Origin of the sequence: Paraburkholderia sp. GAS42, assembly GCF_050436565.1 — a bacterium.
Classification (GTDB): domain Bacteria; phylum Pseudomonadota; class Gammaproteobacteria; order Burkholderiales; family Burkholderiaceae; genus Paraburkholderia.
This window is the reverse complement of record NZ_JBNDML010000010.1, coordinates 107,242-124,501: the sequence shown is the minus strand read 5'-3', so window position 1 is coordinate 124,501 and position 17,260 is coordinate 107,242. Positions and strand designations below refer to the sequence as shown.

The window sequence follows — 17,260 nt, the reverse complement described above, 5'->3', positions numbered from 1 at the left end:
GGCCAAAGAATCCAGTCGGCCCGCTCCGGCACCCGGGTCCGGCGAGACAGCAGACCATTTCGCATCCTTCGTTCTGAATCGCCCGCTGAAAAGCGTGTACGCAACCGCACAGAACGATGTTGCCCCGCTACCTAGCATCAACTCCAATTTTCCGACTTAAGGAGGACATGATTTCCACAATGGAATTCTTACGGGTGGCACGTCCCTGTGCGGAAGCGTCACAACCGCCTGGTCCGACGTTTCCGCTTTCTGCTTCCTGATCCCTTGAACGCATACTTCAAGCTGCCAGCTCACTTCGGGGCCTGCCGTGGCAATATCGACAGAAAAACTTGAATTTGAAGAACAAACCCGATCCTCCGGGCCACTAAGCGACGAGCAGCTGCGAATCCTGAATGAACAGGGATTTGTCACGTTGCCCTCAATCGCGCCCGCAGCCGACGTTGCAAAGATCGACGCGACGATCAAGGATCTGCTCGCGCGCAAAGTCGGGTTCAAGGAAGGCGCGCGTCGCGATCTCGTCGACCCGGACGACGGACCGGGTTCCGACAAGCTGACCGAGCTGGTCTGGCCTCACAATTACGCGCCCTCGCTGCATAAGAGCGATTACTTCAAGGCAGCGCTGGCGATCGCACGGCAGGTGCTTGGCCCTGATGCAACCTTCGCTTTCGATCACGCCATCTTCAAGCCGCCGCATCACGGCGCCGAAACGCCGTGGCATCAGGACGAGGCCTATCAAACCGATCTCGACCGCGGCCGCCAGCAGGTCGCCATCTGGATGCCCACCAGTGAAGTCACCCCGGCAAACGGATGCATGCGCTACATTCCGCGCTCCCATATGATCGGCGTCCTCGCGCATCAGCCGCTTAACCGCGACGAGCGCATTCATGGACTCCAGTGCATCGGCGCTTTCAATCCGGCAGACGCTGTCCATTGCTCGATGCCCGCCGGCGGCGCTGTCATTCACGCCGGAAGGACCCTCCACTCGGCCGGCCCCAATCTGACCGCGCACCCGAGGCTCGCCTACATTCTCGTATTCGCCGGCCCGCCGCGTCGTGAAGGCGCACCCCGTGACTTCGAATGGCACAACCGGCGGCAGGAGACCTCGGCCCGCCGGCGTCGGCAGTGGCTGCGCCGCGGCGGTGCGGTCATCGAATTCGTACGGCATGCGCGACGTTACCGGTACTACGATCCCGTGACGCTGATACGAAGGGTCGCCCGCGTTCTGCGGCGCTCTGACTAAACGCCCTGATCAAACCTGAGCGGCGTGAGCGCCAGGCCCGACGGCCTTTCTGCCACCCGGCTGGCGTTCCAGCACGGCCTGCAACTGTCGCGCGGTAAGTTCCCAGCGAAACGCCGCGGCATGCTTGTAGCCGCGCGCGCGCCAGACGTCACGCAACGCGGCGTCCCCCATCATGTCCTCGATCTTGCTGGCGATGTCTTCGACTGAGTGCGCGTCGCAATACATCGCGGCATCTCCGCACACTTCAGGCAGCGCCGCTTCACGCGACGCAATAACCGGGCACCCGCAATACATCGCCTCCAGCGGCGGCAGCCCGAAACCCTCGTAAAGCGACGGGAAAACGAAGCACGCCGCGTTTTTGTACAGAGATTTCAATTCGCTATCCGTAACAAATCCTGCGGCGACGATATTCGGAGAGACGTCACACCCTGCTTTCGCTTTCGAATTGAAAACCCGTAGATCGCACCCACCCACAACAACGAATTTCCAGTCGTGCCTCGCGCCCAGACGCTCGATAGCCGCGAGAACGCGCGCAAGATTTTTGCCCACCGAAAGATTGCCGACGACCAGCACGTAGCCGTCGCTTCGCACATCCAGTCGCGTCAGGATCGAGGTATCGGGCTCGATCCTGTCGAAGTGATCCACACCATTGCGGATCACCGAAATGCGCGAACCGTCGACACCCAGACGCGTCATGATTCTCTGCTTTGAAAACTCCGACACGGTCACGATATGCGTTACCGTCTGCTTCAGGATAAAAAATGCAACGCGATACCAAAGCCTGAATTTCCACGAATAGTTTTCCGGCAGATCGTAGACCGCGACGTCATGCATCAGCACGAGCTGACGGCGCGCCAGTAGCGGGCCGATGTTGCAGAGACTCAGCAGCATCCGGCCGCCTGTCGCGAATGGGAGTGCCAGTTGCTCCCATAGCGGTCCCGTGAGCCAGCGGAACACGGTTCTCGATCTGGGCAGCACGACATCGGCGTGCGCATCGGCGGGAAGCAGCGTCGGCAGATCCGTGTCGTCCGGATACAGCCGCTGAAATGCGACAGCCAGTTCGTAGCCAACGCGCTGCACACCCGTTATCCGCTGTGACGCAAACTTGCCATTAATGGCAAACCTGAGCGTGCTCTGCGGCATGTTCCGGTCATGCGACATCTCTCCAGCCGTCACTGGCACCGCGCCGTCGACGATCGCGTCCACAGGACCGGCTTCCGGCCGGTTCAGAAACTGGCTCATCAGGTAACGCTCCCGTCCATGACATCACGTGTGGCAAGATCACCGTACGTTCTCGTCGAGCGGCGTAGAAGCCGCGTGTCGTACGTGTAAACGTGATGTCATTAGGCTATCGCGCGCGGAACCCGATCAGTACGGTTTCACACACATCCTCACGCGGGTCGTCACAGGCTGCGCGCCCCAGCTGCCTTTGCGGTCAGCGACATAAAAGAAGGCCGCCTTAAAGTTCGGTTCCGCACTGAGCGGGGAGCCCGCCCACCCTACCTTGAGACGATGTTGCTGTCGAAGAGGGCGCGTGCCGGCTTCCGCCCCCGATCCACGCTGCGAAAATTCCATGACTCGAGCGCACGAAAGGCGCCGGAGATGCCAATGTACGCAAAAGTCGTCTCGATGCTTTTCTACATGTTCTTTACCTGTGTGATTTTCAATCCACAGGTTTCTGGCGTCACGATCTACCTGTATGTCCTGATCCCGTTTCTCGACCCGGGATTCAGCGCGTTTCTCCTTGCCACGTCTCGCCGATGGGGCGTCCCGGTTGTCATCGCCGTCGCGGTCTGTCTGCTCAGCTTGCCGATGGCCGCGGCCAAGGTCGTGTCCGTCGCGATCTGTATCGGCTACCTCATGTACACGTTTTCACGGCGTATCGAATATCTGCATGTGTGGATGGCAATCAATATCGTCTTCGCGCTTGCGCAGTTCGTTCTCTACTACGTCGATTACGATCTTGCCGTCCAGTTGGGGCCTGACCAGGTTTCATCCATGCTGTGGGGCGATTCGGCGACCCAGACCAACACTAACTTCTACGAAATTCTCTACTTCGCACGCGTCAGCGGCTTCTCACGCGAAGCGGGATTTTTTGCGTCGCTGCTGGTCGCGTCGTTCATGATCTATCTGATGGAGCGGCGGCCCATCAACCGGGCAATGGTCGTGTTGTACGGCATCGGGCTCGTCATCAGCTTTTCCAAGGCGTCGATGGTGCTGCTCGTGTTCGCGATCCTGTACGGCTTTCGCCGCCAGCTACGGGCGATCCATCCGCTGGTTTCATTGGTGTTGTTCACCGGCGCTTCCATGGCGGTCGCGCTTTATATGAGCCAGCATAATTTCTTCGGATCCGAGACGTTTGCGAGCCGGCTATCGGGATACCCGTTTCTGTTCGACGCGCGGTTCTCAGACATCCTGAAAGGCGTCACAGCACGTCAGCTCAACGCCGAATATGGGTACCTGTCCTACATTTCCATGAGTCAGGCGCTTTACGAAATCAACGATGTCACCTTCACAAGCGTCCCAGGGATGATCACCGATATGGGCCTTGTCGGCGGTCTGCTGCTGCTTGGCGTACTGGCATTCACGGCCAGCGACGGCTTTGTTATCCTGCTGTTCCTGCTCCTCACGGCAACGGTCAGCCTGATCATGGTGACGTCGTTCGTGCCCCTCGCCTGGCTGATCTGTTACTGGCCGCGATTCGAGGCATTTCGTGCCGCCACGGCGCAACGCGCGTTCGTGCTCAACCAGCGAAGAGCGGTCGTACGGAGTAGACGATTGAGCAACGCGCGCGGCCGCCCGGCGGCTACGTGACGCCATCATGCGTCGGGACATGACCCGGTTCTGCCGTCCGGAAAACGCGGAGCAAACCAGAGGGCGTATGCGCGCGACCTGGCCTCGCCCGCATGGTTTCAATACGCCTGCGCGACGCCTTCGCACACTGCTGTGCGCCTCCCTGCTGTTCACTGCTTCGATCCCGTGCATCGCGCAGACCTCCATTCGAGTGGGCGATCCTGCCGGATCGCTGATCGTTTCAGGCGGCGGGAAAAAATCGGTCACATTGCTTGTCGCGCCGTCGGCCGATGCGGGCACGGGAACGTTGACCGTGCGCGTTTTGCCCTATGACCAGAACGGCAGGATCGCGGACGTTCCGCTCGCCTCGTATCAACGTCAGATCAGCGATATGTCGCGTGAAAACACGATCAGCATTCCCGTGGCGACCGACCGTCCGGGCCTCGCGCGGATCGACTCAACGCTGACCACCGCCGACGGAGCGACGCGTGGACACATGGCAGTCGATGTTGCCGTCGTGCAGGAGCGCAAGACGATCGCCCCCCCCGACTTCGGCGTCGTCACGCACTTTGCGCAGAACCAGGGATCGCCCGCGGTGGTGCTTCCGCTCGTGCGGCAAGCCGGCTTTTCGTGGATCCGCGACGAACTCTACTGGGATGCAATCGAGAAGACGCCTGGGGAGTTTCGCTTTCCCAAACAGTTCGACACCTACATTTCCGCGTGCGCGAAACTCGGTATCTCACCGCTCGCCGTCCTGAGTTACGGCAATAGAGGCGCTTACCCGGCGTTGTTCTCCAGTTCCCTGTTTCCTGAGTCGCCGGAAGCGCGCGCGCGATTTGTCCGCTACGTCGACGCGGTCGTCGAGCGATACGGCAAGACTGTGAAGTCCTGGGAAGTGTGGAATGAACCGGACTTCAACAAGGTCGGCTACACGCAGTATCTGGATCTTCTGAAGGACACGTACCGGACCATCAAGCAACGCAGCCCCGACTCGACGGTTATTTCGTGTGGCGGCGGAGGCGCTGGCGGCGGCCCAGGAGCGGACTGTATGGTGGCCCTCATCAAGAACGGTGGGTTGAACGACCAGGACGGCTTCAGCGTTCATCCGTATATGCCGCCCAATACGCCCGAGAAGGGATACAAGGCGGTCGGCGCGCCCATCGACGCGGTCAGCATCCCGACAACGTGGCCGTACCTGAAACAGTTTGCCGCCGATCATGTGAAGGCGGACGGACGGCAACTTCAGGTATGGGTGACGGAACTGGGCTGGCCCGTCAATCCGAAGGTGCCGGGGCAGGATGAAGCGACGGAGGCGGCCAATCTGGCGCGCAGTTACCTGCTGTCCCGGCGCTATGCCACCGTTCGCGTTCTATTCTGGTACGACTTCATCGACGACGGCCCGGACCCGAACAACCCCGAGCACAACTTTGGAATCCTGCGGCACGATCTTTCGCCGAAGCCTGCGTTCGTTGCAGCTTCCGTGTTGAGCAGCACGCTGGGTAATCGCTCGTGGAGCAAAACGCTCGTCGACACGGATGACACCAAGGCATATCAGTACGGCACCGATAGCCCGGTGATCGCCGGCTGGACGATCGGTCCGGACGAACGGATCGCGAGCATCAGCGTGCCTGCGGGTAACTATATCCAGCGCGACTGGCAAGGCATCGAGACGCGCACGACGATCACTTCGCAGCCTTTCAGCTGGCGAGTGGGGCCACTTCCCCGCTATCTGGTTCCCGCGCGGTCGCCGCAGTGAAACGGCAGCGGCGACGGCGGAACACGACGCGACGCGGGTGGTCATCAAGGTGCGGGACGCGCGGGAACACTTCGTCCCACGCGGGCTCACAGCAGGACGATTACGTTCACACCGGATTGGCAGCGACGAAGTTCTTGAAGGATGCGTAGCACGCCTTGCGTGTCGTGCCGTCGGCGGCCAGCAAACCGTACGTATCGGTGCCCGTATCGAACAGCTGATACATCATGACGGACTGCAGGTTGTAGGTGCTCCGCATCGTGTAGTACTCGTTCAGCGTCGTGGTGACGTAGGTCGCCTGCGTCGCCGCGTCGTCCGACAGCTGATAGCCCCATTCGGTCAGCCAGATCGGCAGGCTGAACGAATCCCTCAGGATCTGCAGCACGTCGGTGAGACCCTGGGAACCGGCGCGACGGATGTCGCCCGAGCTTTCGTACCAGTGGAACATTGTGACGTCCCAACGCAGGGGCGTCGCGCCGGATTGACCGGTCGACGTGCCATTCGGCTGCACGCCATTCCATAGCATCTGCAATGCTTCATAGGCGAGCGGCACCCCCACGTTGACGCCGCATTGAATGGTCGGATCAACTGATTTGACGCCGTCGATCAAACCTCGAAGCACGCCACGGAATGCCGGCCAGATCGCCGGATCGTAATCGGTCGCGAGGTTACCTCCGCCGTGGATCAGGCCATTTGAATCGAGTTCGTTGCCGCATTCGATGTATTTGACGAGACCCTTCAGCGGCGTAGCGATCGATACCGCGAGCTGGTGGCCGAGGTTGTACGCGTCGGATTCCGAGGCGTGCTGGTTATACGTGTTCCACACGTTGATGCAGGGCAGGATCGAGATGCCCGTGCCTGCAAAGGCGCCCTTCAGTGCGTTCGCGACGGTCTGCGCCATGCCGGCATCGGCCACGTCGGCGCGATAGTTGGTCACGCCCAGATCCTGGAGGATCGCGACCTGCTGCGCGGGCGATATGGTCTGATAGGCCGTGGAAGTCCACGCCATGTGGCCGTTCATTCCGTAGAAGAGCTTGGTGGACGTCGCCGCCGCCGCGACAGTCGTCGGGTCCGGCGTAATCGCCCAGCCACCCTGCGAATAAACGCTCCAGGTGTTGGACGCGTCCTGCGCATAGACCACGTGATTCAGGTACACGAGCCATGTCGGGCGGATGTTGCAGCCGGTATTGACGCCGTTACGCAGCACGACTGCGTCGCCTCCGATCGTCCACTGGTTTTGCGCGCTGTCGACAATGCTCGTCGCTGGCGGTAGCCGGGTGCCGTTCGCCGATTCTGCGGCGGCGCTTTGTCCGCGCACACCCGGGGCGGCGGCAGCGTTGCTACCCGCGCCGTCGGAGCCGCCACCGCCGCCGCAGGCGGAAAGCGCCACGCTCCCCGCACCGGCCAGCAGGCCGGCGAGAAATTTGCGCCGCGGAACGCGGGACCCGCTCACGGTGTGAACCGGTTCCGTCATTGCCGAAATGGAAGAAACGATGCCGTTATTCTGATCCCTGCGTTTGACCTGATTCATTTGTCCGAGTTTTAGTTTCGTCAAAGCGATGCAGTATAGCGGTATCTTTTTGCTGATTTTTAAGTGCTGCTGGCAAAACTTTCCAATAAGCAAGAAACACCCTGGTTCGTCAGAGGATTGAGGAAAACGGGTTTCGCAGAATATTTGCAGAATTGCCAAACGCTTATGCGGCAAATCGAACAAAATCAGTCATTTGAGACGGAAAAACGAACCAACGGCGGGAGCATATCCAGATCTGAACGGGGTCGGAAGGAGGAAATTTTTCTCCTTTCCGGGAGGCATCGCATGAGGATACGAAAGCGCGAATGAGTATAAAAATTACAATAACAATTGCATTTATATTATGAATTACCGCATACCCTGATCAATACAACATATATTCGGTAAATTGTTTAATTATCATATAAATAAACAGGTATGCCTTACCTGACATAATGCACCACGCGGGTGCTTTTCGCGATCGCGTGGCGGTCACCGCACGACCCGACTCCTGAGTCGCCGGTTAATAAGCGCCGTCGCGGCGCAACACGACACCAACCGTCTTGAACAGGATCGCGATGTCATACCAGAGCGACCAGTTCTTCACGTACCACGCGTCAAGAAACACACGCCTCGCGTAGTCGGTGTCGTTGCGCCCGCTCACCTGCCATAGACCCGTCATGCCCGGTTTGGCGAGCAGATAATAGGCAGCCTCGTCGCCGTATCGCTCGATTTCCTTTTCGATGACCGGACGCGGCCCGACGAGACTCATGTCGCCTTTCAATACGTTCCAGAGCTGCGGCAGTTCGTCGAGACTGGTCTTGCGCAGCAACGCGCCGATCGATGTGACGCGGATATCGTTTTTCAGCTTGAAGTCCTTCTCCCACTCGGCACGTGCGACTGGATCGCGTTCCAGCAGCGCCTTGAGCACCTTGTCGGCGTCCGGCACCATCGAGCGGAACTTGTAGCACTTGAACCGCCTGCCGTTCTGGCCAATTCGCGTGTGACCAAAAAACGCGGAACTGCCGTCCTGCGCCACGAGCGTCATCAGGATCGCGAAGAGCGGCAACAACATCAGCATCAGGAACCCGCCAACAGCCAGATCGAAGGCCCGCTTCACCACAATGGCTGAAAAGCGCGCGAGATTGTTCTGCACGCGCAGCATCATGACTTCATGACCGAAGAAGTACGACATGTCAGTGCCGGACAGGGGCACACCACGCATCGACGCCATGACGGTGACGTCGCGAACACCATTCTGTGTGAGCCCACGAACCCAGGCGTCGCGCAGCGCGCGATGATCGTGTTCAAGCGCGATGACGACCTGCACGCCGGGCAACGACCTGAATGTGGCGGGTGTCACGCCGTGCACGACGGGCGCATCGGACACCGCGATGTCTTTCGTGTTCACTTCGGGCGCGACATAGGCCACCACGGCGACGCCCAGAAATGCCTGGCTCGTCAGCGCCTGCTTTGCCTCCATCGCGTTTTCACCGCAGCCTATGATCAATGTCGGCCGCTTCCAGAGACCCGCGTAGTCAAGAGCGCGCTTCATCAATGACCGGCACGCCGGCACGAGGACGAGTGCGCAACTCCAGATCAATGCCCACCATCCTCGCGAGAACAGGCCTTTTGTCAGCGTGGTGAGCGCCAGATGAATGACGGCCAGCACGATCAGTGTCCGGAAAATTTCCTGGAACTCACGCCACATCGGCTTGCGGCACGTGTAGTGTCGCAGCCCTCCCCAGAACCATGCGGTTCCCGCCACCGCGAGCAGCAGGTAAATCAGCACCGGCTGGTTCGCGAACGTCGCCCGAAAATCGGATAGATCGGCAGACTCGAACGTACCGAGAAAATGGGTCGTGACGAGCAGTGCGAGCGTGTAGCCCAGCAAGTCGGCTGCAGCGAGCGAGAACTTGTTCGCAAGTACAGGGAAAGGACGTACGCCCAGTCTGGGTAATAGCGGATACCCAATGCTAATGGTGGAGTTCACTTGGCATGTCCTCGTATGAAGTGCCGCTGACTTTTTTATATGAGCCTGCAAAACCGTTGCATCGTCGTGTTCGTTCGTGCGGGAAGGCCCGCTCCGTCGTTCAGGTGCGCGCTAGACAGATTGCATATCGATCTCTTCAAGGGTGCCGGACGCAGGCACATGATGCGCAGGCTGCATAAGCGACAGCCGGATCTTCTGCCACACCGGCAACTGCTGTCGCCCTTCCGCCGCCTTAAGCACCGCCGCCATGAAGCCCGCGCGGAAAGCGGCCTTCGAAAACCGTTCCGCGTTGGCCCGACAGTGTTCAGGCAGGAAGCGCTGCGCACGTTCCTCGAAATGTCTGACGGCGGCCTGCACCGCCTCGACGGTCTGCTCTTCGAAAAAGACGCCGGTCGGCATGGGTCGCGATGCGTCGATGACGGTCTCGAGCGCGCCACCCTTGCCGAATGCAATCACCGGTGTGCCGCACGCCTGCGCTTCGACAACCGAGATGCCGAAATCTTCCTCGGCGGCAAATACGAATGCCTGCGCGCGCTGCAGATAGTCCTTCAACACAGCGAAGGGTTGATGTCCCATGATCTTCACGTTCGCGCCAGCTTTGGCTTGCACCTTCGCCATATCCGGGCCGTCGCCGATCACAACCAGTGTGCGATCCGGCATGCCGGCGAATGCTTCGACAAGCAGATCCATCTTCTTGTACGGCACCATGCGCGAGACCGTGACGTAGAACGATTCCTTCTCCGTGCACAGCTGGAACGCTTCGATGTCGACCGGCGGATAAACGACAGTTGCCTCGCGCCGGTATACGCGCTGAACCCGACGGGCAATGAAATCCGAATTGACGACAAACGCGTCGACGCCGTTCGATGTGCGTGTGTCCCACGTACGCAGGTAGTGCAGCACAGCGCGCGCAAGCGTGGCGCGCACGCCCTTTGTCAGACCCGCTTCCTTCAGGTACTGATGCTGAAGATCCCACGCATAGCGGATCGGCGAGTGCACATAACTCACATGCAACTGGTCGGGGCCCACGATCACACCTTTTGCCACGGCATGCGAGCTTGAGATGATCAGATCGTAGGCCGACAGATCGAACTGCTCGATCGCGAACGGGAATAACGGCAGATAACCGCGATACCGCTTTTTCGCAAATGGAAGCTTCTGCACCAGCGAAGTGGTTGCCGTCTTTCCCTTAAGAAAAGTGCGATCCGACAGGAAATCGACAAGGCAGAAGATGTCCGCGTCAGGAAAGCATTCGACAATTTCTTCGAGCACTTTCTCGGACCCGCCGTAGGTAACAAGCCAGTCATGAACAAGTGCAACCTTCATCGAAAATCTCCCTGATCGGACAGATGCACCGCGGCTGGATATGATTGCCGCGCTGCGACATTAGTAACGATCCTAGGCGGGTGTTATCCCTGGTTCGGTTCGGATTCGCACAGAAGGCCGGCCGGGTGACGCGCGACCGGACGCCTCTTGCACGGGGTTATGCGGGGACGGCGAACGCCTCTTCGCTGGGCCACGTCACCCGGTCGGAGAGAAGGCTCAGAAGGTACTTTCCATAAGCATTTTTAGTGAGCGGTCCTGCGAGCATCTGCAATTGCTCCGCATCGATCCAGCCCTTGCGAAAAGCGATTTCCTCCGGGCACGCAACCATCATTCCCTGACGCTTCTGAAGCGTCGCAATGAAGCTTGCCGCGTCGATCAGCGAATCATGCGTGCCGGTATCGAACCAGGCATGGCCTCGCCCCATGATCTCGACGTGAAGCTGCTCGCGGTCCAGATAGCACGTGTTGACGTCGGTGATTTCCAGTTCGCCGCGTGCGGACGGACGGATATCGGCCGCGATATCGCAAACCTGTCTGTCGTAGAAGTAGAGACCCGTCACCGCATAATTCGAGCGTGGATTCGATGGCTTCTCCTGGATTGAAAGTGCCCTGAATCGCGGATCGAACTCGACGACGCCGTAGCGCTCCGGATCCTGCACGTGATACGCGAACACAGTCGCACCTTCGGCGCGCTGGTTCGCGCGCTCCAGCAGCGCAGCCTGATCGTGGCCATAAAAAATGTTGTCGCCGAGAATCAGTGCGCTCGGGCTATGGCCCACGAACGAGCGCCCGATCACGAATGCCTGCGCAAGTCCGTCCGGCGAAGGTTGCACCGCATACTGCAGGTTCATGCCCCAGCGGCTGCCATCGCCGAACAGCGCGACAAAACCGGGCAGGTCGCGCGGCGTCGAGACGATGAGCACGTCACGGATACCCGCCACCATCAGTGTCGAAAGCGGGTAGTAAACCATCGGCTTGTCATACACCGGCAGCAGCTGCTTTGAAACCGAATGCGTGATCGGATAGAGCCGGGTGCCGGAGCCTCCGGCCAGGATGATGCCTTTGCGCGTCATGATCGCCTCTTCGAAGGACGGTTTGTCTGCCTGGTGTTGTGTCTATGCTGCTGTGTCTGCCATTCGCACGCGCTAACAGCGTCGGCCCGACCCCTGTCAGGCGAGGCGCATCCCCGCCACGATTCCGCGTATCACGCTTTTGCGCCCGGCCGGCGTGAAACGCGGGCATTTCGCAAGCATGGCGATCAGCGAGTACCCCGCGGCAATCACGGAGTATGGAAAGCCCAGGTTCTTGCGGCTGAAATAGATACGATTGCGGGTGCAATAGAAGAGGCTGAAAGGCGTCTCGTCACCACCCGTCGAAAAACTGACCTTGTGCCCTACCTGCGACACGGGGACATAAAGCAGATGAATGTCGGCGTGGTTCATTCGCCAGACAAAGTCGGTGTCGTCGTAATAGACGAAATATTTTTCGTCCATCATGCCGACGCGCTCGAACACACTTCGATCAAGCATCATGAAGCAGGTCGGCGCGTACTCGGAGAACAGTTCATCATCGAACTGCCCGGTATCTTCATCGCCGTCACCGACATGCGCGGTGATTGCCTTCAGGCGGGAGATCGAACCGCCCGCGCACCAGATACGATTGGTGCCGTGGTACATGATCTTCGGGAATGTGGCCAGCGTCGTGCCGGCGGCAACGGGGGCGAGTAGTTTCGCGATCGTCATCGGGTCCCGAAACTCGACGTCGTTGTTAGCCAGCAGCACATAATCGCAGCCGTCCGCCAGCGCCATTTTGATGCCCTGGTTATTGCCCCGGGCGACACCGACATTCGCGTTGTTAAACACGATCTGGGTATCGATGCCGGCCTGATCGGCCATCCGGCGCGACGTGATGCTGCCGCTTTCAGTTGCGCTGTTGTCGATCACATACACCTTGAGATTGACGTGCTGCTGCACTTCAAGACTGGCGAAAAAATCTTCCAGCACACCATCGGACTGGTAAAGGACCGTCACGACGCCGATCAAGGGTCGCGCATACCCGGCATTGGCGTTCATATTCAGGCTCCCGTTCGTCACGCCGCTGCTTCCTGACTCGCCTGGTACAGTCCACGCGATTTCATTTCGACGATGCTCTGCTCGTAGTGATCCGGCTGCACTTCCTGCCCTTCTACCCATGCGGCGAAGCGCTCGATACCTTCGGCGAAACTCACCTTGGGTTCGAAGTCGAGCAGTTCGCGTGCCCGCGTGAGGTCCGCGTAGTTGTGCCGGATGTCGCCAAGGCGGAACGCGCCGGTCACCGCGATCGACACGTCACTTCGATACAGCGCCCGCAGTTTCCTTGCAACATCGATCACCGCCGTTCTCTGGCCCGAACCGATGCCGAACACGCGATCATCCGAATTCGCATTGAAGAGCGCCGCTTCTGTTGCATCGACAACGTCATCGATAAACACGAAATCGCGGCTTTCGAGTCCGTCTTCAAACACGCTGATGTCATTGCCGTTCTTGATGCGTGTCGAGAAGATAGACAGGATGCCCGTGTAGGGATTGGACAGCGACTGCCCCGGACCGTAGACGTTCTGGTATCGCAATGCGCTGGCGCCGATACCGATCGAACGGCACACGGTCATCACCATCATTTCCTGATCGTATTTCGTAATGCCATATACCGACGATGGATGGATCTTCGAGTCTTCGTCCGTCGGCAGGCATTCCATCGGCTCACCGGACTGCGGACACAGATAGTCGAATCGTCCCGCGCGCAAGTCCTTTTCTTCACGTGCATCGGGATAGACGACGCCAAGCGCGGGAGATCGATACTTGCCCTCGCCGTAAATCGCGCGCGACGACGCGACGACCACCTTGCGAACCGTTTTACTTTTGCTCTTCACAAGAATGTCGAGCATCAGCGCGGAACCGCCCACGTTGACATCCACGTAGCGGCTGACTTCATACATCGACTGACCTGTGCCTGTCTCCGCTGCAAGGTGGACGATCGCGTCCTGCCCCTCCATGGCACGCTCAAGCACAGCGCGATCGGCGACCGAACCCTCGATAAAGTGGACCTTTGGGTCGAGCGACAGGAATAGCGCCGACTTGTTATAGGGATCGTCTCCGTGAATCTGCGGAGAGAGATTGTCGAGCACGGTCACCGTCGCGTTAGCGGCCACCAGCTTTTTCGCAAGGTTCGAGCCAATGAAACCCGCACCTCCAGTGATGAGTACTTTCATGATTCGCACCGCTCCCAAGTTTGCGTTTGCCAGCTGTAGCGCTTGATTACCCTCGCCGGATTGCCAGCGACGACACAGTGATCGGGCACATCACGCGTAACGACGGAATGACTGCCCACCACCGAATGACGTCCAATCACGACATTCGGCAAAATCATCGAGCCGAAGCCGATAAAGCTGCCTGCGCCAATCACCACGCGGTTACCCTTCGTGCGGATACGCCGCCCGATCCGAACGGGGTCGTACACATCCTCATAGGGATGCTCGACATCGACGATTGCGCAGTTGCCGATGATGGTGACGTTGTCGTGGATCTCGATAGACGAGCCGCACACGATGTGAACGTTCTGCTCGATATTCACGTCGTTGCCGATCGTCAGCGAAGGCAGCCGATCCGGGTCGGTGACGATCAGTTCGATACGCGCGCCCTGCCTGATCAGCACGCGACTTCCGATCGAGGCATGGCGCACGTTCGAGAGCAGCATCGGCCGATAGATCGCCGTCTTCTCGCCGACCGAGGCGAATTCGTGCGCGTACCAGACGCGGGCCTTGATCCGGTACCAGGCAAGTTGCAGCAGATTCCATCGGTCAAGCCACTGCAGCCTGCCTATCCGCGTAAAGGTATCGGTGAGGACGCTCATACGCGCACCGTCGGAGTTCGGCCGAACATCTGCTTCGCGAAGGTGTACGAACGGCGCAGCGTGCGCGGCCAGTGCCGCATCGCATGCAATCCCGCCTGTTTCGAACTGATCCTGCCGAAGCGCATGCTGGTCGCGATGCAACGCTCGAATTCCGGGTAGTGGCCGGTTTCCAGATACATGATTGCCGAGCCGAGATAGAGGCGGGCCCGTCCGCGATCCACAACGCCCTTGTCCATGCCGAGGTCTTCAGCCATGCGGTACGTCTTCATCATGTCGCTGATATTGGTCTCGTGTCGCGCCGGATTCTTGATGACCGTCGACGTAAATCCTTGAGGATTGACACGGTAAAGCCCCATTTCCTCATCGAGATAGCGGGCGCGCGTTCCATAGAAGGACTGCATCAGGTTCGCCACATCGGCAACCGCCTTGAGATCCAGATTGACCGGATAGCGCCTGCGTAACTCGCCGCGAAACATCGCGGAGCTGGTAAAAAAGAACGGGCCGCGTTCGATCAGGTACTCGGCGTCGAAAACCGCTGGTTTCGCCCTGGGCAACGGGAAATCTACGGGCTCTTCCGTCTTTGAATTGATCGTGCGCATCTTGTGCACGACCATGCCGAAGTCCCGCTGGGTTTCGAGGAAATCGAGTTGTCGCGCGAGTTTTCCCGGCAGCATCATGTCGTCGCCGTCGATGCACGCGATGTATTCACCTGATGTTTCGGCAATCACATCTGCAAAGTTGCGCGAGTAGCCCACGTTACTTTCGTGCCGCACCAGTTTGATGATCCCCGGATAGCGTGCGCGGAACGACTCGATCACCTCGACAGAGCCATCTTTCGATCCGTCGTCGCCGATTACCACCTCGAACGGCACGTCGACCTTCTGGGTCAGAACACTCTGCAGACACGCGCCGATATAGTCTTCCTGGTTGTAACAGAGGACTACTATGGACAGAACCGGATTCGTCACGTGGGGTACGGAATTCGAAGCCATGTCTAGCTCTCAGTTGAAGACAAGTCGCCCCGCAAAATCGCGGGCCTTGCGTTGTGCGATTGGCGAAACCGCGACCGTCGCGGTCACCATGGCGAGCCACATGAAAAAGAGGAAAAAGAACAACACGATCCGTGGCGGATCCGACAGGTCGACGAAGTGAAAGGCATAGGCGACCAGCGCGGCAGCCGCGACCCGTGCGGCCATTCCCTTGTACCAGCTCAGATTGATACCCGGCAGGAACTGCCGGTGCACGATGCCAACCCAGACAAGCAGCTGAAAGACGTTCATCGCGAGCCATGCGTAGGCAACGCCACGCGCACCGCCGTGGAACGCCCCATACAGGATTGCGGGCACCAGCATGACGAGGAATATCAGGTTTCCCTTGATATGCAGCGACAGGTTTCCCTTTGCGTACTGCAGGAGAAACGACAGGCCGGCAATCGCCGAACAGGCGTTGCCGATCGCATAGCACTGCAGGATGCGCCATGCCTCCGGGGTCGACGGCGCAGACAGCGACCATAGCCGCAGGACAAGTTCAGGTACGGCCGCAAAAATGACGGCGACTGGAATCACGGCGATCATCGTGATCTCGCTCGCAAGGAAATAGCTCACGATCGCGCGCTCGCCATCGCCGATGCTATCGGCAGTAAAGCGTGGAATGAACGACTGCTGGATCGGATTGGCCAGCAGCAGGATGCCACCCGCCAGCAACGTCGCCATGCTGAACACGCCAAACGCGGGCAGCGTCAGCATCTTTGACAGAATCACCTTGTCGATCTGCGTCGTCGTCGCCCATACGAGCGCCGAGAATGCAATCGACAGCGAAAGTTTCGCGCGTGACATCAGGAGCGCGCGGGAGAACGTCGAGACCAGCATCGGGGCGTGGATGACGCGCCCCAGCAGGAGCCGCATCGTGAGCCCTTCGCCCACGATCGCGCCGAGCTGCCACAGGAAGAAGACCTCGACCCGCGGCCATATCATGATCACGGGCACGACCAGCACGGCCCGAACGATCGCGAAGGTCACGACGACGACGTTCAATGTCGCCTGCCGGTCGATGCCGACGAGCCCGCCTCTGTAGAGCGAAGACAGCCAGCGTGCCGAGACGGTCAGCACCATCAGCATGAATGCGATCTGTATCTCGCGATCGGGCAGCGCCTTCGCCTTGAGCCAGTCCTGCGCAAAGAACGGCGCCGCGAACAGGGACAGTACGATGAGCAGCACGCACATGCCGGCGACAAACTTTTCCAGCGACTGCAACAGCACCCGCACCTCTGCTCTCGCTGCATCGTCGCGCATCCGGGCGAGCTCACGGCACAGCGTTGGCGAGAGGCCCAGATCCAGCACCTGGACCCACGCAAGCAGCACCGCATTCAGCGCAATCAGCCCATACGCCTCGACGCCAAGATGGCGCACATACACCGGCACCATGACCATACCGAGCGCGACGGTGACAGTTTGCCCTGCGTAGTTGGCGAGTAAGCTGCGTTTTAGCATCGTCGTGGGTATGGAGGCTGAAAGTTTCGGGCCGCGCTGGCATAAATAAATCGACGGACCGCCGTGAAGCTGCTGCAAAGCAGCATTCCAATCAATTGCTAGGCGTTTTTCGTGCTGCTGCAGCTCACTACCCAACTTGTCGTCGTACCTGACGTCACCTTTCCGGCACACCTTGGTCCGCGCGCCGCCTGCCAGTCGCACAGGGCCACTCAGGCATTCGTCATACGGAACAGGTCTGGCGATTTTCGACGTACAGCGGTCCTGCCGGT

Annotated in this window: 13 protein-coding genes and 1 pseudogene; 4 read left to right on the top strand and 10 right to left on the bottom strand. The window is 59.4% G+C overall.

Going from position 1 to position 17,260, the window contains the following annotated elements:
* Nucleotides 1-307: 307 nt before the first annotated feature.
* Complete coding sequence (locus P3T16_RS16710; RefSeq protein ID WP_429258442.1) at nucleotides 308-1,240, top strand: phytanoyl-CoA dioxygenase family protein; 933 nt, start codon at nucleotides 308-310, stop codon at nucleotides 1,238-1,240.
* A 9-nt stretch (nucleotides 1,241-1,249) separates the two neighbouring features.
* Here the strand turns inward: P3T16_RS16710 and P3T16_RS16705 are convergent, their stop codons facing one another.
* Nucleotides 1,250-2,482: a glycosyltransferase family 4 protein gene (locus P3T16_RS16705; RefSeq protein WP_429343108.1), complete on the bottom strand. Its 1,233-nt coding sequence runs from the start codon at nucleotides 2,480-2,482 to the stop codon at nucleotides 1,250-1,252.
* A 366-nt stretch (nucleotides 2,483-2,848) separates the two neighbouring features.
* On the opposite strand from P3T16_RS16705, the gene P3T16_RS16700 reads away from it, so the two are divergent.
* Complete coding sequence (locus tag P3T16_RS16700; RefSeq protein WP_429258444.1) at nucleotides 2,849-4,054, top strand: hypothetical protein; 1,206 nt, start codon at nucleotides 2,849-2,851, stop codon at nucleotides 4,052-4,054.
* 67 nt (nucleotides 4,055-4,121) lie between these two features.
* The gene (locus P3T16_RS16695; RefSeq protein WP_429343107.1) at nucleotides 4,122-5,789 is read left to right on the top strand and encodes a beta-glucosidase; all 1,668 of its coding nucleotides are present in this window, start codon (nucleotides 4,122-4,124) and stop codon (nucleotides 5,787-5,789) included.
* Between the two features lie 106 nt (nucleotides 5,790-5,895).
* On the opposite strand, the gene P3T16_RS16690 is transcribed toward P3T16_RS16695, so the two are convergent.
* From P3T16_RS16690 to P3T16_RS16670, 5 genes and pseudogenes are all read right to left on the bottom strand, one after another.
* Complete coding sequence (locus tag P3T16_RS16690) at nucleotides 5,896-7,317, bottom strand: glycosyl hydrolase (RefSeq protein ID WP_429343106.1); 1,422 nt, start codon at nucleotides 7,315-7,317, stop codon at nucleotides 5,896-5,898.
* Between the two features lie 502 nt (nucleotides 7,318-7,819).
* Nucleotides 7,820-9,289: an undecaprenyl-phosphate galactose phosphotransferase WbaP gene (wbaP, locus tag P3T16_RS16685; RefSeq protein ID WP_429343105.1), complete on the bottom strand. Its 1,470-nt coding sequence runs from the start codon at nucleotides 9,287-9,289 to the stop codon at nucleotides 7,820-7,822.
* Between the two features lie 228 nt (nucleotides 9,290-9,517).
* Nucleotides 9,518-10,615, bottom strand: a pseudogene (locus P3T16_RS16680) (glycosyltransferase family 4 protein); the annotation flags it as partial.
* A gap of 157 nt (nucleotides 10,616-10,772) precedes the next feature.
* Entirely contained in the window at nucleotides 10,773-11,687 is a 915-nt protein-coding gene (gene rfbA / locus P3T16_RS16675) for a glucose-1-phosphate thymidylyltransferase RfbA (protein ID WP_429343104.1), read from the bottom strand.
* A 96-nt stretch (nucleotides 11,688-11,783) separates the two neighbouring features.
* Nucleotides 11,784-12,644, bottom strand: a complete 861-nt coding sequence (locus P3T16_RS16670) for a glycosyltransferase family 2 protein (protein WP_429343189.1) — start codon at nucleotides 12,642-12,644, stop codon at nucleotides 11,784-11,786.
* Between P3T16_RS16670 and P3T16_RS16665 the strand changes: the two genes are divergently transcribed.
* Nucleotides 12,576-12,722, top strand: a complete 147-nt coding sequence (locus P3T16_RS16665; RefSeq protein WP_429343193.1) for a hypothetical protein — start codon at nucleotides 12,576-12,578, stop codon at nucleotides 12,720-12,722. The genes P3T16_RS16670 and P3T16_RS16665 overlap by 69 nt on opposite strands.
* Here the strand turns inward: P3T16_RS16665 and P3T16_RS16660 are convergent.
* The 4 genes from P3T16_RS16660 to P3T16_RS16645 are packed head-to-tail and all read right to left on the bottom strand — an operon-like array spanning nucleotide 12,704 to nucleotide 16,991.
* On the bottom strand, nucleotides 12,704-13,861 hold the full coding sequence (locus P3T16_RS16660) for an NAD-dependent epimerase/dehydratase family protein (protein ID WP_429343103.1): 1,158 nt from the start codon (nucleotides 13,859-13,861) through the stop codon (nucleotides 12,704-12,706). The two genes, P3T16_RS16665 and P3T16_RS16660, sit on opposite strands and share 19 nt — an antisense overlap.
* Complete coding sequence (locus P3T16_RS16655) at nucleotides 13,858-14,502, bottom strand: acyltransferase (protein ID WP_429258451.1); 645 nt, start codon at nucleotides 14,500-14,502, stop codon at nucleotides 13,858-13,860. Before P3T16_RS16655 ends, P3T16_RS16660 begins: the two co-directional genes overlap by 4 nt.
* Nucleotides 14,499-15,494: a glycosyltransferase family 2 protein gene (locus P3T16_RS16650; RefSeq protein WP_429343102.1), complete on the bottom strand. Its 996-nt coding sequence runs from the start codon at nucleotides 15,492-15,494 to the stop codon at nucleotides 14,499-14,501. The genes P3T16_RS16655 and P3T16_RS16650 overlap by 4 nt, the downstream gene beginning before the upstream one ends.
* A gap of 9 nt (nucleotides 15,495-15,503) precedes the next feature.
* Nucleotides 15,504-16,991 (bottom strand): lipopolysaccharide biosynthesis protein, encoded by a 1,488-nt coding sequence (locus P3T16_RS16645; RefSeq protein WP_429343101.1) that lies wholly within the window; start codon nucleotides 16,989-16,991, stop codon nucleotides 15,504-15,506.
* Nucleotides 16,992-17,260 lie beyond the last annotated feature (269 nt).

Excerpts from the sequence above, each read along its gene's own strand:
- P3T16_RS16705 (WP_429343108.1), bottom strand. The coding sequence starts at position 2,482 with ATGAGCCAGTTTCTGAACCGGCCGGAAGCCGGTCCTGTGGACGCGATC.
- P3T16_RS16700 (WP_429258444.1), top strand. The coding sequence starts at position 2,849 with ATGTACGCAAAAGTCGTCTCGATGCTTTTCTACATGTTCTTTACCTGT.
- P3T16_RS16650 (WP_429343102.1), bottom strand. The coding sequence starts at position 15,494 with ATGGCTTCGAATTCCGTACCCCACGTGACGAATCCGGTTCTGTCCATA.
- P3T16_RS16655 (WP_429258451.1), bottom strand. The coding sequence starts at position 14,502 with ATGAGCGTCCTCACCGATACCTTTACGCGGATAGGCAGGCTGCAGTGG.
- rfbA (WP_429343104.1), bottom strand. The coding sequence starts at position 11,687 with ATGACGCGCAAAGGCATCATCCTGGCCGGAGGCTCCGGCACCCGGCTC.
- P3T16_RS16645 (WP_429343101.1), bottom strand. The coding sequence starts at position 16,991 with ATGCTAAAACGCAGCTTACTCGCCAACTACGCAGGGCAAACTGTCACC.
- P3T16_RS16660 (WP_429343103.1), bottom strand. The coding sequence starts at position 13,861 with ATGAAAGTACTCATCACTGGAGGTGCGGGTTTCATTGGCTCGAACCTT.
- P3T16_RS16695 (WP_429343107.1), top strand. The coding sequence starts at position 4,122 with ATGCGCGCGACCTGGCCTCGCCCGCATGGTTTCAATACGCCTGCGCGA.
- P3T16_RS16690 (WP_429343106.1), bottom strand. The coding sequence starts at position 7,317 with ATGAATCAGGTCAAACGCAGGGATCAGAATAACGGCATCGTTTCTTCC.